We start from the raw sequence: 12,418 nt of genomic DNA, 5'->3' as shown, positions 1-12,418 counted from the left end.
TGTGGGGCGGTCGAGCCGGACGCACGAGAGCCGGCCCGGCGTGACGCCGGACCGGCTCTCGTGCGTGTCCGAGTGGGACGCGGACGGGGTCGTGCCTAGTGGTGGTCGCTGTGGCTGCGCTCGACGTCCTTGGTGGTCACCGGGGAGATCCGATCCTCGAAGAACCACTTGGAGAGCGCCGCGCGCGCCCGCTGGTTGACCGTGATGCGTCCACGGCTGTCCGGGCGGATCATGAGCGGCTTGTAGTCGTCGTAGCTGACCAGGCGCCAGCGCTCGTACTCGTCGAGCTGCTCGTGCACCTCGATGAACTCACCGCCGGGCAGCTTCACGATGCGGCCCGACTCGACGCCGTGGAGGGCGATCTCGCGGTCCTTCTTCATGAGCGCCAGGCAGATGCGCTTGGCGACCTGGTAGGCGATGACCGGTCCGAGGATCAGAAGCGCCTGCAGCGTGTGGATGACGCCCTCCATCGACACCTTGAAGTGCGTGGCGATGAGGTCGGAGCTCGCAGCGGACCAGAGGACCGCGTAGAACGTGACGCCGGCGGCTCCGATGGCGGTGCGCGTCGGGGCGTTGCGCGGGCGGTCGAGGATGTGGTGCTCGCGCTTGTCGCCGGTGATCCACGCCTCGATGAAGGGGTAGAGCGCGACGAGCACGATGAACAGACCCAGGACCGTGATCGGCAGGATGATGTTGAACGAGAACGTGTGGTCGAACAGCACGAACTCGAGTCCCGGCGGGACGAGGCGCAGCGCGCCGTCCGCGAAGCCGATGTACCAGTCGGGCTGCGTACCCGCCGACACCGGCGACGGGTCGTAGGGGCCGTAGTTCCAGATCGGGTTGATCGTGAAGAACGACGCCATGACGACGATCACGCCGAAGACCACGAAGAAGAACCCGCCGGCCTTCGCGGCGAACGTGGGGAGCACAGGGACGCCGACCACGTTCTCGTTCGTGCGGCCCGGGCCGGCGAACTGGGTGTGCTTGTGCACGACCACGAAGAGCAGGTGGAGCGCGAGGAACGCGACGAGGATCGCCGGCAGCAGCAGGATGTGCAGCGTGTAGAGCCTCGGGATGATGTGCGTGCCCGGGAACTCGCCTCCGAAAAGGAGGAACGAGATCCACGTGCCGATGACCGGGATCCCCTTCACCATGCCGTCGATGATGCGCAGGCCGTTGCCGGAGAGCAGGTCGTCGGGGAGCGAGTACCCGGTGAAGCCCTCGGCCATCGCGAGGATGAAGAGCACGAAGCCGATGAACCAGTTGAGCTCGCGCGGCTTGCGGAACGCACCCGTGAAGTAGATGCGGAGCATGTGCAGGCCGATGGACGCGACGAACAGCAGCGCAGCCCAGTGGTGGATCTGCCGCATGAGCAGGCCGCCGCGGATGTCGAACGAGATGTCGAGCGACGAGGACATGGCCACGGACATCTCGACGCCCTTGAGGGGCGCGTAGGAGCCGGCGTAGTGCGTCTCCGCCATCGACGGGTTGAAGAAGAAGGTCAGCCACGTGCCCGTGAGCAGGATGACGACGAAGCTGTAGAGCGCCACCTCGCCGAGCATGAAGGACCAGTGGTCCGGGAAGATCTTCCGCCCGAACTCCTTGACAGCGACGCTGACGCTGGTGCGCTCGTCGAGGTAGGTCGCGGCCGCGGCGGTGAGGCCGCCCCCGCTCTTGGCGGCGGGTGCGGCGGCACCCGTCGTGGTCGGATCAGCTGTTGTAGTCACCACGACGCTCCCAGAAACTCGCCCCTACGGGCTCGGTGAAATCACTCTGTGCAATGAGGTAGCCCTCGTCGTTGACGGCGATGGGCAGCTGCGGCAGGGGCCGCTTGGCCGGTCCGAAGATGACCTCGCAGTGGTTGGTCACGTCGAACTGGGACTGGTGGCAGGGGCAGAGCAGGTGGTGGGTCTGCTGCTCGTAGAGCGCCACCGGGCATCCCACGTGCGTGCAGACCTTGGAGTAGGCGACGATCCCGTCGTAGGACCAGCCCTTGCGCTCCGGGGTCTCGACGAGGTCCTCGGGACGGAGGCGCATGAGCAGCACCGCGGCCTTGGCCTTCTCCTCGAGCTTGCCCTCCTCCATCTCCATGAGGGAGGCGGGGATGACGTGGAACGCGGATCCGATGGTGACGTCCGACGCCTTGATGGGCGTGCCGGAGGGATCGCGCGTGAGGACCTCGCCCTTCTTCCACAGCGTGTGGCTGAGGGCGGAGGCGGGCTCCTCGGCGCTGCCCGGGTACAGGTCGCGGAACAGGATCACGGCCGGCAGCGGGAAGGCGACGAGTGCGCCGATGAGGCTGTTGCGGATGAGCGAGCGACGACCGAAGCCGGACTCCTCGTTCGCCTGGGCGAAGATCTCGACGGCGCGGGCCTGCGTGGCGGGCGAGCCGCCCTGCGGGTGGCGCTCGTCGATCAACTCGTGGTCGCTCATGAGCGCCTTGGACCAGTGGATGGCACCGATCCCGAGGCTCAGCAGCGCGAGCGCGATGCCGACGCCGAGGAACAGGTTGTTGAGGCGGACGCTGCCCGGGTCGTCCGCGTAGATCGGGAAGCCGAAGTAGGCGCCGATCGCGAAGACGCTGCCCACGATGGACAGGTAGAACCAGGTGTAGACGACGCGCTCGGCGGTCTTGGCCTTCTTCGGGTCCTTGTCGGTGACGCGGAGGCGGTGCTCCGGGAAGCCGGGGTTCTGGAAGCCGTCGCGCGTGGCGACGGCGGTGCCTCCGGGGAGCACGACGTCACGGCCCGCCGGCTCGAGCTCGCCGGCGTCGTAGCCCGCGGGGACGACGCCCGACTCGTCCTTATCGTCGTGTGCCATGTGCGTGCCTCTCCTGTGTGCTGATGCGGGTCATCGATGCGGGCGTCAGTTGGACCGTGCCGTGAGCCACACGGTCAGGGCGACGATGCCGCCGAGACCGAAGATCCACATGAAGAGCCCCTCGGACACCGGGCCGAGCCCGCCGAGGTTCGCGCCGCCGACCGTGCTGTTCTCCTCGATGTACTGCAGCGACGTGATGATGTCGCGCTTGTCCTCGGGGGAGATGTTGGTGTCGTTGAAGACCGGCATGTTCTGCGGGCCGGTGACCATGGCCTCGTAGATGTGCACCGGGGCCACGCCCTCGAGGCTCGGCGCGAACTTGCCCTCGGTGAGCGCGCCTCCCGCAGCGGCCACGTTGTGGCACATGGCGCAGTTGATGCGGAAGAGCTCGGCGCCGTTGGCGGGGTCGCCCTTCCCGTCGAGGTACTGGCCGTCGGGGATGGCCGGGCCGGGAGCGAGCGAGGCGACATAGGCCGCGAGCTCCTTCACCTGCGTGTCGGTGAACTGCGTGGGCTTCTCGGGCGCCTGGACCGTGGTGCCCTGCAGCGGCATGCGGCCGGTGCCGACCTGGAAGTCGACGGAGGCCGCGCCGACGCCGATGAGGCTCGGGGCCACGCCCGTCCCGGTCGCGTCCATGCCGTGGCAGGTGGCGCAGTTGGAGCCGAAGAGCTTCTGGCCCTCATCGATGGTCTGCGCGGACTTGAGGTCGACCTCGGCCGACGCGGTGCCCGACTGGATCATCGCGTAGGCGCCGCCCGTGGTGAGCAGGCCGATGGCGAGGAGGGCGATCGTGGTCAGGGGGCTGCGGCGACCGGTTCGACGGGCGCGTGCTGTCTTGGTGCTCATGCTGTGGTTGATGCTCCCGCTCGGTGCTATTTGAGGACGTAGATGACCAGGAAGAGCCCGATCCAGACGACGTCGACGAAGTGCCAGTAGTAGGACACGACGATGGCGCTCGTCGCCTCCCTGTGCCCCATCGACCGGACCGCGAAGATGCGCCCGATGACGAGGAGGAAGGCGATGAGGCCGCCCGTGACGTGCAGGCCGTGGAAGCCCGTGGTCATGTAGAACGCCGAGCCGTAGGCATTGCTGCTGAGCGTGATGCCCTCGGTGACGAGGGTGGCGTACTCGAAGATCTGGCCGACGACGAAGATGGCGCCGAGGGCGTAGGTGAGGAAGAACCACTCGACCGTGCCCCACTGGCTGGGCTTCCATCCCGTGGCCCGCGCCTGCAGGCGCTCCGCTGCGAAGACGCCGAACTGGCAGGTGAACGAGCTGGACACGAGGATGAGCGTGTTCACGAGGGAGAAGGGCACGTTGAGGCGTCCTGCCTCGAACTCCCAGAGGGCACCGGACGTGGAGCGCAGGGTGAAGTAGATCGCGAAGAGACCCGCGAAGAACATCACCTCGCTGCCGAGCCACACGATGGTGCCGACGGCGACCGTGTTCGGCCGGTTCACCACCGGCGCGGTCGATACTGGGGAGATTGAGGTGGTCGTCACAGGTTCCATTATGACCCAGGCCGACGACACCCGATGCCCACCCGGCCGCCCGTGAGATCCGATCCAGCCGCTCGTTAGGCTGATCCGCATGCCCTCCGCCCCGACCTGGCCCGCGCTCATCACCACGCTGATCGAGGGACGCCACCTGTCGGTGTCCGAGTCCACCTGGGCCATGCGCCAGGTGATGCGCGGGGAGGCCACTCCCGCGCAGTTGGGCGGGCTCCTGGTGGCGCTGCGGGCCTCGGGCGAGACCGTCGACGAGATCGTGGGCTTCCGCGACGCCGTCCTCGAGGAGGCGCTGCCGCTCGACGCGGATCCTCGCGCCCTCGACATCGTGGGGACGGGAGGCGACCCTTACGGCGCGGTGCTCAACATCTCCTCGGTGGCGTCCGTCATCGCGGCCGCGGCGGGTGTGCCCGTGATCAAGCACGGCAACCGCGGCGCGAGCTCCGCCTCGGGCGCGTCCGACGTGCTGACGGCCCTCGGCATCGACCTGACGATCGCGCCGGAGCGCGTGGCCGCGGTGCTCCGCGAGACGGGCATCACGTACGCCCACGCCGCCCTCTTCCACCCGGGCTTCCGGCACGCAGCGGCCACCAGGCGCGAGCTCGGCATCTCGACGCTGTTCAACGTGCTCGGGCCGCTCTGCAACCCGGCGCGCCCGGAGGCGTCGGCCGTGGGGGTCGCCGACCTCTCGCGCGTGCCGCTCATGGTGGGCGTGTTCCGGACCCGCGGCGCCACCGCGCTCGTGTACCGGGGCGACGACGGGATCGACAAGCTCACGACCACAGGGCACAGCCACATCTGGGAGGTCAGCCGGGGCGCGGTCACCGAGCACGATCTCGACCCGCTGGAGCTGGGGATCCCGCGCGCTCCGATCGAGGCGCTCCTCGGCGAGGGCGTGGAGCAGAACGCGGAGGTGATCCGCCGCGTCCTCGCCGGCGAGCCCGGCCCGCAGCGCGACGTCGTGCTGCTGAACGCGGCGGCCGGCCTCGAGGCCTTCGACCTGATGGGGGATCCGACGCGCGTGCAGCAGCCCATGGCGCGCCGGCTGCGCGAGAAGCTCGCCGTCGCGGCCGACGCCGTGGACTCCGGCCGCGCGGCCGCCAAGCTCGAGGAGTGGGCGGCGGCGACCCGCGCCTGATCGTCGTCGCGCGGTCGATGTCGCGCGTGCGGCGGATGATGGTCGCATGTGCGGGAGATTCGTGGTGGCGCGGGCGACGGGCGACCTCGTCGGGGAGTGGGCGGTCGACGACGTGGACGGCGACGATCCGCCCCCCTCGTGGAACGTCGCCCCGACGACCACGGTCCGCATGGTCGCCGACCGGCAGCCGCACGGCGACGCGGACGGCGCGGTCCGCCGGGTGCTGACGGCGGCCCGCTGGGGGATCGTCCCGCCGTGGGCGAAGGCGGTGCAGGGCGCACCGCTCATCAACGCGCGCGTCGAGACGGTCACGGAGAAGCCGACGTTCCGCAAGGCCGTGCTCACGCGGCGGGCCGTCGTGCCGGCCGACGGGTACTACGAGTGGCAGGTCACCGCCGCGGGGAAGCAGCCCGTGTACCTCCACGGCGAGGACGAGCGTCCGCTCGCGTTCGCGGCCGTATACGAGCACTGGAGGGATCCCGCCGTGCCCGACGGGGAGCCCGGCGCGTGGCTGCGCAGCCTCGCCATCATCACGTCCGCCGCGAGCGACGCGCTCGGTCGCATCCACGACCGCACGCCCGTCATCGTGCCGCGCGACCGCCTGGACGACTGGCTGGACGCCGGGACGACGGCGGTCGACGACGTGCGTCATCTGCTCGGTTCGCTGCCGGAGCCCCACCTCGTGCCGCGACTCGTCTCGACCCGCGTCAACAGCGTGCGGAACGACGGACCGGATCTCGTGGCGCCCGTCGACGACACGACCGACGGTGGCGGGCAGCCCACCCTGATCTGACGTCGCGGCGCGCCGTCGGATGACCGCCCGGACACGCCGCACGCCCCGTCACCTGGGGCGACGGGGCGTGCGGGTCGTGCGGGTGCGGTCTACTGCACGTCGTCGTCGACCCAGTCGAAGGTCTTCGTGACGGCCTTCTTCCAGAGGCGCAGCTGGCGCTCGCGCTCGGCGTCGTCCATGTCCGGCGTCCAGCGGCTGTCCTCCTGCCAGTTCTGGCGGAGGTCGTCGAGGTCCTTCCAGAAGCCGACGGCGAGGCCCGCGGCGTACGCGGCGCCGAGCGCGGTGGTCTCCGCGACGACGGGGCGGACGACGGGCACGCCGAGGATGTCGGCCTGGAACTGCATCAGCAGGTTGTTGGCGATCATGCCGCCGTCGACCTTGAGCTCGGTGAGGTCGACGCCGGAGTCGGCGTTGACCGCGTCGAGCACCTCGCGCGTCTGGAAGGCCGTGGCCTCCAGCGCGGCGCGGGCGATGTGGCCCTTGTTGACGTAGCGCGTGAGGCCCACGAGCGCGCCGCGCGCGTCCGAGCGCCAGTACGGCGCGAACAGGCCCGAGAACGCGGGGACGAAGTACACGCCGCCGTTGTCCTCGACCGTGGCGGCGAGCGTCTCGATCTCCGCGGCGCTCGACACGAGGCCGAGGTTGTCGCGCATCCACTGCACGAGCGAGCCCGTGACGGCGATGGATCCCTCGAGCGCGTAGTGCGGCTCCTGGTCGCCGAGCTTGTAGCCGAGCGTGGTGAGGAGGCCGTTCTGCGAGTGGATGATGTCGGTGCCGGTGTTGAAGATCAGGAAGTTGCCGGTGCCGTAGGTGTTCTTCGACTCGCCCTGGTCGAACGCGGCCTGGCCGAACGTGGCGGCCTGCTGGTCGCCCAGGATGCCGGCGATCGGCACCTCGCGCAGGAGGCTCGAGGACTCGACCTGGCCATAGACCTCCGAGGAGCTCTTGATCTCGGGGAGCATCGAGCGCGGGACGTCGAAGGCCTTGAGGATCTCGTCGTCCCACTGGAGCGTCTCGAGGTCCATGAAGAGCGTGCGGGACGCGTTCGTGACGTCGGTGACGTGCACGCCGCCGTCGGTGCCGCCGGTGAGGTTCCAGAGGACCCACGTGTCGGTCGTGCCGAACATGAGCTCGCCGGCCTCGGCCTTCTCGCGCGCGCCGTCGACGTTCTCGAGGATCCAGACGATCTTCGTGCCCGAGAAGTAGGTGGCGAGCGGGAGCCCGACGGTGGGCTTGAAGCGCTCGACGCCGCCGTCGGCCGCGAGGCGGTCGACGATCTTCTGGGTGCGGGTGTCCTGCCAGACGATGGCGTTGTAGACGGGCTTGCCCGTGGTGCGGTCCCACACGACGGCGGTCTCGCGCTGGTTGGTGATGCCTACGGCCTCGACGTCATGGCGTGTGATGTCGGCCTTGGACAGCGCCTGGCCGATGACCTCGCGCGTGTTGCGCCAGATCTCCATCGGGTCGTGCTCGACCCAGCCGGCGCGGGGGAAGATCTGCTCGTGCTCGAGCTGGCCGGTGGACACGATGGATCCGCTGTGGTCGAACACGATGGCACGCGTGCTGGTGGTGCCCTGGTCGATGGCGACGATGTACTTCTCGCTCATGTGGTCTCTCCTGTGAGTGGTCGGGGGGAATTAGAGGATGGGGAGCAGCGCGTAGGACGCGAGGCCGGCGAGGACGCCGCCGATGGCGGGGCCGACGACCGGGACCCAGGCGTAGGACCAGTCGCTCGAGCCCTTGCCCTTGATGGGCAGGAACGCGTGCGCGATGCGGGGTCCGAGGTCACGGGCGGGGTTGATGGCGTAGCCGGTCGGCCCGCCGAGGGACGCTCCGATGCCGACCACGAGGAGGGCGACGGGGATCGCGCCGAGGGCGGAGAGTCCGGCGGGGGTGGCCGCGTCCGAGTCGGGGTTGTTCGCGAGGCTGAAGCCGAGGATCACGATGACCAGCACGAAGGTGCCGATGATCTCCGTGACGAGGTTCCAGGCGTAGTTGCGGATGGACGGGCCCGTCGAGAAGACGCCGAGCTTGGTGGCCGCGTCGGGCTCCTCGTCGAAGTGCTGCTTGTAGGCGAGCCAGCAGAACACGGCGCCGATGATCGCGCCGACCATCTGGGCGAGGATGTACACGGGGACGCTCGCCGGGTCCTGGATCTTGCCGGCGGCGAGGAGGCCGAGCGTGACGGCCGGGTTCAGGTGCGCGCCGGACGCGTACGAGACGGTGACACCGGCGAAGACCGCGAGGCCCCAGCCGAAGTTGACCATCAGGGTGCCGCCGGCGAGCCCCTTCGACTTGATGAGCGCGACGTTCGCCACTACTCCGCATCCGAGGAGGACGAGGAGGGCGGTGCCCACCGTCTCCGACAGGAAAATGACTCCAAGATCCACTGCGTGGTGCTCCGATCGTTCGTCGAGGCGCGGGGGCGACCTCTTCCGCATCATCGCGGTGGCTCCAATCTAGTGCCGGTGGGGACGCCCTTCCTGTCGCGGCTGGCCGCTCGGCGACGCGGATCCCTGCCCCTGTGGGAGGGTCGGCGGGGCTGTCGGAGCCCGTCCTCCCGGGCGTATGTTGGCGACACACCCGAGTCGCCGCCGACCGAGTCCCGTCCTCGATCCGGCTCGGATGCGCGGCTGCCGTCAGGCCGCTCGAGACCCGCGAGGAGCCGGCCGTGAAGAAGCTGATCAACGACCCGAGGGCGGTGGCCGACGAGGCCGTCGCGGGCTTCGCCGCCGCGCACCCCGACCTGGTCACCCTGAGCGCGGATCCGCTCTTCGTCCGGCGCGCGGAGCCCACCCGTCCCGGGCGCGTGGCGCTCGTCAGCGGCGGCGGCAGCGGGCACGAGCCGCTGCATGCGGGCTTCGTGGGCCACGGCATGCTCGACGCGGCCGTGCCCGGACCGGTGTTCACGAGCCCCACCCCGGATCCGGTCGTCGCCGCGACCCTGGCCGTGGACGGCGGGGCGGGAGTGCTGCACATCGTGAAGAACTACACGGGCGACGTCCTCAACTTCGAGACGGCCGCCGAGCTCGCGGAGGCGGAGGGCGTGCGCGTGAGGACGGTCGTGGTCGACGACGACGTCGCGGTCACCGACTCCCTCTACACGGCAGGCCGCCGCGGGGTCGCCGGCACGGTGCTCGTCGAGCGCATCGCGGGCGCCGCCGCGGAGCGCGGGGACGACCTCGACGCCGTGGCCGCGATCGCCGAGCGGGTGATCGGGCAGGTGAGGAGCATGGGCGTCGCCATCCGCGCGTGCACCGTCCCGCACGCCGGCGAGCCGAGCTTCGCGCTCGAGGACGACGAGATGGAGATCGGCATCGGGATCCACGGGGAGCCCGGCCGCGTCAAGCTGCCGCTCGAGCCGGTGGACGCCATCGTGGAGCGGCTCCTCGACCCGGTGCTCGAGGACCTCGCCGCGCCGGCCGGCAGCCGTGTGCTGCTGATGGTGAACGGGATGGGCGCCACGCCGCTGTCCGAGCTCTACATCGCCTACCGCCGGGCGGCCGCCGTGCTCGAGGAGGCCGGCCTGACCGTCGCCAGGAGCCTCGTGGGAGACTACGTCACGGCCCTCGACATGGAGGGACTGTCCCTCACGGTGCTGCTGCTCGACGACGAGCTGGTCGACCTGTGGGACTCGCCCGTGCAGACCGCCGCGCTGCGGTGGGGGAGGTAGCTCATGGCACTCGGGACCGAGTGGGTCGTCGCCTGGATCGCGGAGGCGGCGCGCGTCATCGCCGACCAGCGCGGTGAGCTCATCACCCTCGACCGCGAGATCGGCGACGGCGACCACGGCGAGAACCTCGACCGCGGCTTCGGGGCCGTCACGGGGAAGCTGGCGGGCCTCGCGCCCGACGCGTCGCCGGCTGACGCGCTGAAGACGGTCGCCACCACGCTGATCTCCACCGTCGGCGGCGCCTCCGGCCCGCTGCTCGGGACGGCGTACCTCAAGGCCTCCGCGGCCGTCGCCGGCCGGCCGGACCTCGACGCCCCCGCGATCGCCGACCTCCTCGAGGCGGCGGTGGGCGGCATCGTCCTCCGCGGCAAGGCCGAGCGGGGTGACAAGACGATGGTGGACGCGTGGGGTCCCGCTGCCGAGGCCGCGCGCGCCGCCGCCGACGTCGAGGGATCCTCCCCGGTCGATGCCCTCGAGGCCGCCGCCGACGCCGCCGCGCGCGGTGCGGAGGCGACGGAACCTCTCGTGGCGCGCAAGGGGCGCGCGTCCTACCTGGGCGACCGCGCCATCGGCCACCGCGATCCGGGGGCGCAGTCGTCCGCGCTCATCCTGCGCGCGGCGGCCGTCACCGCACGCGCTGCGCAGGGGGCGGCATCATGAGCGTCGGCATCGTCCTCGTCTCCCACAGCGCCCTCATCGCGCACGGGCTCGTCGACCTCGCGCGCCAGATGGCGCCGACCGTCGCGCTCGTCCCCGCCGGCGGATCCGGCGACGGCACGCGGGACGACGCGGGCATCGGCACGAGCTTCGACGTGGTCTCCGCGGCGCTCGCGGCGGCGGAGGGCGGCGACGGGGTCGTCGTCCTCGCGGACCTCGGATCCGCGTACCTCACGGCCGAGACGGCCGTCGACCTGCTCGACGAGGACGCCGCCTCCCGCGTCCTCGTGGTGCGGGCCCCGCTCGTGGAGGGCGCGGTCGCGGCCGCGGTCGCAGCCGAGACGGGCGGCACCCTGGAGGAGGTGGCCGCGGCCGCTTCCTCGGCCGCCGGGGCCGACGCCATGGATGACGCCGATGCCGGCCTCGCGCCGGATCCGCGCGCCGACGGCACCGAGCCCGCGCCGGCCGGCGCATCGGGGACCGTACGCGGGGAGGCGACCCTGATCAACCGCGACGGCCTGCACGCTCGGCCGGCCGCCGACTTCGTCACGCGGGCGTCCGCCTACTCCGCAGCCGTCACCGTCAACGGCCAGAACGCCGCGTCGCTGCTCGGCGTCATGGCCCTCGGCCTGACCCGCGGCGCGCACGTCGTGATCGAGGCGACGGGCGAGGACGCGGAGGAGGCCGTGACCGCGTTGGTCGAGCTGATCGAGTCGGGGTTCGGGGAGGCCTGACGGCCGGTCTCGGTCGGCTAGGCCGCGCGGGCGTCAGAGGGCGTCGAGGTAGACCCAGGATCCCGCGTCCCGGACGAAGCGGCTCGCCTCGCGTTGGCTGCCGCGCTCCCCGTCGTGCCGGAACGCCGCCTCGAAGTCGACGACGCCCGTCGCGTCCCCGGGGCCGCCCTGCGACGTGCGGTGGATGGTGAGCCGGAACCAGCGGACGGACGGGTCGAGGTCGATCTCATCGGGGCGCGAGGACGGGTGCCAGCTGCGGGCGAGGTACGCCGCATCTCCGCGGGCGTAGGCGGCGAAGCGGGAGCGCATCAGCCGCTCGGCGGTCGGCGCCGCCGTGTCGCCCCGGTGCAGCGGGCCGCAGCACGCGCCGTAGGCATCGCCGCTCGTGCACGGGCACCAGGCGTCGTCGTCCGGCGTCGACCACGGGGCGTCGGGGGAGAGGCGCGTCATCCTCCGAGCCTGCCACGCCGGCGACCCGGAGCAGGATGGGGGAGCGGCCGCCCCCGCGTACCCGCTCGATCGACGACGAGAGGAGCGCACCATGACCCCCGCCACAGACCTGCTCGTGGACGCCTACGGGCGCATCGCGGAGATCGTGCGCGACGCCGTCGACGGCCTCGACGCCGACGACCTCGCCTTCCGCCCTGATCCCGAGGCCAACTCCATCGGCTGGCTCGTCTGGCACCTCGCCCGCGTGCAGGACGCCCAGGTCGCCGACGTCGCCGGCCGCGATCAGACGTGGTCGACCGGGGGATGGGCGGAGCGCTTCGCCCTCCCGTTCGAGGAGTCGGCGACCGGATACGGCCAGTCGCCCGAGGACGTCGCGGCGCTCGCCGGCGTCACCCCCGAGCTGCTGCTCGGCTACCTCGACGCCGTGCAGTCCGTCACCCTCGCCTACCTCGCGGGACTCGATGACACCGAGCTCGCCCGCGTGGTGGACGAGGACTGGATCCCGCCCGTGACGCTTGGCGCCCGCCTCGTCAGCGTGCTCTCCGACGACCTGCAGCACGCCGGGCAGGCGTCCTACCTCGCGGGCCTCCTCGCCCGTCGCCGCTGACGGCGAGGGACACCGGGACGAGCACGGATCCGAGGGAA

Annotated in this window: 13 protein-coding genes; 6 read left to right on the top strand and 7 right to left on the bottom strand. The window is 71.2% G+C overall.

Going from position 1 to position 12,418, the window contains the following annotated elements; translation table 11 throughout:
- Nucleotides 1-95: 95 nt before the first annotated feature.
- Genes qcrB through ctaE form a run of 4 tightly spaced genes read right to left on the bottom strand, consistent with a single transcriptional unit; the run spans nucleotide 96 to nucleotide 4,331 of the window.
- Entirely contained in the window at nucleotides 96-1,727 is a 1,632-nt protein-coding gene (gene qcrB, locus KYT88_RS09555; protein ID WP_119374015.1) for a cytochrome bc1 complex cytochrome b subunit, read from the bottom strand.
- Complete coding sequence (gene qcrA, locus KYT88_RS09550; protein WP_043586510.1) at nucleotides 1,711-2,820, bottom strand: cytochrome bc1 complex Rieske iron-sulfur subunit; 1,110 nt, start codon at nucleotides 2,818-2,820, stop codon at nucleotides 1,711-1,713. The genes qcrB and qcrA overlap by 17 nt, the downstream gene beginning before the upstream one ends.
- Before the next feature lie 45 nt (nucleotides 2,821-2,865).
- Entirely contained in the window at nucleotides 2,866-3,666 is an 801-nt protein-coding gene (qcrC, locus tag KYT88_RS09545) for a cytochrome bc1 complex diheme cytochrome c subunit (protein ID WP_043586512.1), read from the bottom strand.
- A gap of 26 nt (nucleotides 3,667-3,692) precedes the next feature.
- On the bottom strand, nucleotides 3,693-4,331 hold the full coding sequence (gene ctaE / locus KYT88_RS09540) for an aa3-type cytochrome oxidase subunit III (protein ID WP_079533409.1): 639 nt from the start codon (nucleotides 4,329-4,331) through the stop codon (nucleotides 3,693-3,695).
- 79 nt (nucleotides 4,332-4,410) lie between these two features.
- Here ctaE and trpD point away from each other — a divergent pair, with 79 nt between their 5' ends.
- Together trpD and KYT88_RS09530 are read left to right on the top strand one after the other, a co-directional pair.
- Entirely contained in the window at nucleotides 4,411-5,466 is a 1,056-nt protein-coding gene (gene trpD / locus KYT88_RS09535; RefSeq protein ID WP_043586514.1) for an anthranilate phosphoribosyltransferase, read from the top strand.
- A gap of 46 nt (nucleotides 5,467-5,512) precedes the next feature.
- A complete protein-coding gene (locus tag KYT88_RS09530; protein ID WP_043586516.1) occupies nucleotides 5,513-6,259 on the top strand; it encodes an SOS response-associated peptidase in 747 nt (248 codons plus the stop codon).
- 89 nt (nucleotides 6,260-6,348) lie between these two features.
- Here the strand turns inward: KYT88_RS09530 and glpK are convergent, their stop codons facing one another.
- Both glpK and KYT88_RS09520 read right to left on the bottom strand, forming a co-directional pair.
- The gene (glpK, locus tag KYT88_RS09525) at nucleotides 6,349-7,866 is read right to left on the bottom strand and encodes a glycerol kinase GlpK (RefSeq protein ID WP_012038518.1); all 1,518 of its coding nucleotides are present in this window, start codon (nucleotides 7,864-7,866) and stop codon (nucleotides 6,349-6,351) included.
- Between the two features lie 30 nt (nucleotides 7,867-7,896).
- The gene (locus KYT88_RS09520) at nucleotides 7,897-8,703 is read right to left on the bottom strand and encodes an MIP/aquaporin family protein (protein WP_182480720.1); all 807 of its coding nucleotides are present in this window, start codon (nucleotides 8,701-8,703) and stop codon (nucleotides 7,897-7,899) included.
- 227 nt (nucleotides 8,704-8,930) lie between these two features.
- Here KYT88_RS09520 and dhaK point away from each other — a divergent pair, with 227 nt between their 5' ends.
- From dhaK to dhaM, 3 genes are read left to right on the top strand one after another with little or no spacing between them, the layout of a single operon-like run.
- On the top strand, nucleotides 8,931-9,932 hold the full coding sequence (dhaK, locus tag KYT88_RS09515; RefSeq protein ID WP_043586520.1) for a dihydroxyacetone kinase subunit DhaK: 1,002 nt from the start codon (nucleotides 8,931-8,933) through the stop codon (nucleotides 9,930-9,932).
- Nucleotides 9,933-9,935: 3 nt separating this feature from the next.
- Entirely contained in the window at nucleotides 9,936-10,592 is a 657-nt protein-coding gene (gene dhaL / locus KYT88_RS09510) for a dihydroxyacetone kinase subunit DhaL (RefSeq protein ID WP_043586521.1), read from the top strand.
- Nucleotides 10,589-11,323, top strand: coding sequence for a dihydroxyacetone kinase phosphoryl donor subunit DhaM (dhaM, locus tag KYT88_RS09505; RefSeq protein WP_043586523.1), 735 nt, complete (start codon nucleotides 10,589-10,591; stop codon nucleotides 11,321-11,323). Before dhaL ends, dhaM begins: the two co-directional genes overlap by 4 nt.
- A gap of 33 nt (nucleotides 11,324-11,356) precedes the next feature.
- On the opposite strand, the gene KYT88_RS09500 is transcribed toward dhaM, so the two are convergent.
- Nucleotides 11,357-11,773 (bottom strand): YchJ family protein, encoded by a 417-nt coding sequence (locus KYT88_RS09500; RefSeq protein ID WP_043586525.1) that lies wholly within the window; start codon nucleotides 11,771-11,773, stop codon nucleotides 11,357-11,359.
- A gap of 91 nt (nucleotides 11,774-11,864) precedes the next feature.
- On the opposite strand from KYT88_RS09500, the gene KYT88_RS09495 reads away from it, so the two are divergent.
- Complete coding sequence (locus KYT88_RS09495; RefSeq protein ID WP_043586527.1) at nucleotides 11,865-12,380, top strand: mycothiol transferase; 516 nt, start codon at nucleotides 11,865-11,867, stop codon at nucleotides 12,378-12,380.
- The last annotated feature ends 38 nt before the right edge of the window (nucleotides 12,381-12,418 follow it).

This window comes from Clavibacter sp. A6099, from assembly GCF_021919125.1.
Classification (GTDB): domain Bacteria; phylum Actinomycetota; class Actinomycetes; order Actinomycetales; family Microbacteriaceae; genus Clavibacter; species Clavibacter seminis.
The sequence above is the reverse complement of the archived record's forward strand: the minus strand, read 5'-3'. Positions and strand labels throughout refer to the sequence as shown.